At 72.9% G+C, this 2,107-nt stretch carries 2 protein-coding genes; one reads left to right on the forward strand and one right to left on the reverse strand.

All coding sequences use genetic code 11. The annotated features are described in order from the left end of the window. Window positions 1-164: 164 nt before the first annotated feature. Window positions 165-1,274 (forward strand): undecaprenyldiphospho-muramoylpentapeptide beta-N-acetylglucosaminyltransferase, encoded by a 1,110-nt coding sequence (gene murG, locus VB777_RS01955; protein WP_323246747.1) that lies wholly within the window; start codon window positions 165-167, stop codon window positions 1,272-1,274. A gap of 56 nt (window positions 1,275-1,330) precedes the next feature. On the opposite strand, the gene VB777_RS01960 is transcribed toward murG, so the two are convergent. Then, a partial coding sequence (locus VB777_RS01960) for an aminotransferase class I/II-fold pyridoxal phosphate-dependent enzyme (protein WP_323246749.1) occupies window positions 1,331-2,107 on the reverse strand: 777 nt, incomplete at its 5' end.

The raw sequence follows: 2,107 nt of genomic DNA on the forward strand, positions 1-2,107 counted from the left end.
CAGCACCAGAGCGGCGGCCAGGCCGCGCCGGACCCAGCCGACGCCGGCGCGCGCTGCCCGGCGGGATGAGGAGGACGTGAGAGAAGGGGACAGCGACAGGAAGGTCAAGCGGTGGAGCGGCCCGGGCATGGCTTTTAAGTTAGGCGCGGCCGCACGCCCCGCCCATGCCCAGGCTTCTGATCGCCGCCAGTGGTACGGGTGGCCATCTGTTTCCGGCCCTGGCTGTGGCGGAGGCTCTGCCGCCCGCCTGGAGCGTGCAATGGCTGGGGGTGCCTGATCGACTGGAGCGCCAGCTGGTGCCGAGCCGCTATCCGCTCCACACGGTGCGGGCCGGTGGATTGCAGGGGCGAGGTCTGCGCAAGCTCTGGAATCTGCTGAAGCTGCTCAACGCCACCCGGGCCGTGCGCCGCCTGATCCGGCGGGAGCAGATCACGGTGGTGTTCAGCAGCGGCGGCTACATCGCCGCACCGGCGATTCTGGCGGCCCGCTGGTGCGGCGTGCCGGTGGTGCTGCACGAGAGCAATGCCATCCCCGGCAAGGTGACGCGCCTGCTGGGCCGCCTCTGCAGCCGGGTGGCGGTGGGGTTGCCGCAGGCGGCCGAGCGGCTGCCCCGCTGCCGGCCGCTGGTCACCGGCACACCGGTGCGCCAGGCACTGCTGGAACCGGCCCCCCTGCCGGAATGGGTACCGGCCGGTGATGGCCCGCTGCTGCTGGTGGTGGGCGGCAGCCAGGGGGCCCTGGGCCTGAACCGGATGGTGCGACCGCTGCTGCCGAAGCTGGTGGCGGCCGGCTGTCGGGTGGTGCATCTCACCGGCAGCAACGATCCTGAAGCCGGCCAGACCAGCCTCAGCGGCCTGGTGGAACGGCCCTTCAGCGAGGCCATGGCGGGCCTGCTGCAGCACGCCGACCTGGCGATCAGCCGCGCCGGGGCCGGCAGCCTCAGTGAACTGGCGGTGTGTGGCACCCCGGCGATCCTGGTGCCCTTCCCGCAGGCCGCCGACCACCACCAGGACGCCAACGCGGCAGCGGCAGCGGCGGTGGGGGCGGCGGTGATCGTGGCGCAACAGCCCCCCTCCGATCCCGACCTGGAGCGCACCCTCTGGCGGCTGCTGGGCCCACGATTGGAAGGAGAGCCGGTCCAGCCCGATGCCGATCCCCTGCTGAGCCTGCGGCGGGGCATGGAGCGCCTGGCCGTGCGCGATGCCGACCGGCAGGTGGCGGCGCTGCTGGTGGAGCTCGGCGCGGCAAACGCCGAACAACAGCCCCAGGCCTGAGAGCCGTCTCCACTGCAAGCCGTCTCAGCGGATCACCGTCTCAGCGGAACGCCCTGTCAGCCCTGCAGGCCGCAGCGCCCCCACTCCAGGGCCAGGGCCTGGAGCAGGCGGCGATGACGCCGCCGATCCTGGAGGCCGATGCGCAGCCAGCCCTCCCCCAGCCCCTCGAAGGAGCGGCAGCCACGCAACAGGATGCGGTGGCGCTGCTCCAGAGCCAGCCGCAGCGGCTCGAGTGATGCTCCGCCTGCGTGATGCAGCAGCAGGAAGTTCGCCGCCGAGGGCATCGGCGTCAGCCCCGGCAGTGCCGCCAGCTGAGCTGCCAGCCAGGGCCCTTCCATCGCCACCCAACGCTGCACCCTTGCCGCCCAGCGGTCGCGCCGCGGCCCATCGGCGAGCCAGCCGGCCGCCATCGCCGCCGCCGGGCCATTCACCGGCCAGGGATCCCGCCAGGAGCTCCACCGCTGCAGGCGTTCCGGTGCGGCCAGGGCATAGCCCAGCCGCAGGCCCGCGATCGACAGCAGCTTGGTGAGGCTGCGGATCACCACCAGGTTGGGATGGTGCGGCAGCAGGGGCGCCAGGGATTGGTCCTCTCCAGCGGGAACCAGGGGCAGGAAGGCCTCGTCCACGATCACGAGCCGGTGGCGCTCCAGCAGCGGCGCCAGGGAGTCGCGGCTCCAGAGCTGGCCGCTGGGGTTATGGGGATTGGTGATCCACAGCACCGGCGGCGCCTGCGAATGGCCTGAGAGCTGGTCATCGCCGGAGCCGGCCTGGTCATCCGCAAAGGCCGCCCCCCAGTGCTGGGGGAAGCCGGCCGGCCAGTCGAGCCGCAGGGG

Source organism: Synechococcus sp. CCY9202, from assembly GCF_034931685.1.
GTDB lineage: Bacteria > Cyanobacteriota > Cyanobacteriia > PCC-6307 > Cyanobiaceae > CBW1002.

Bases quoted from the DNA above. Each gene is read 5' to 3' on its own strand.
- murG (WP_323246747.1), top strand. From the start codon at position 165: ATGCCCAGGCTTCTGATCGCCGCCAGTGGTACGGGTGGCCATCTGTTT.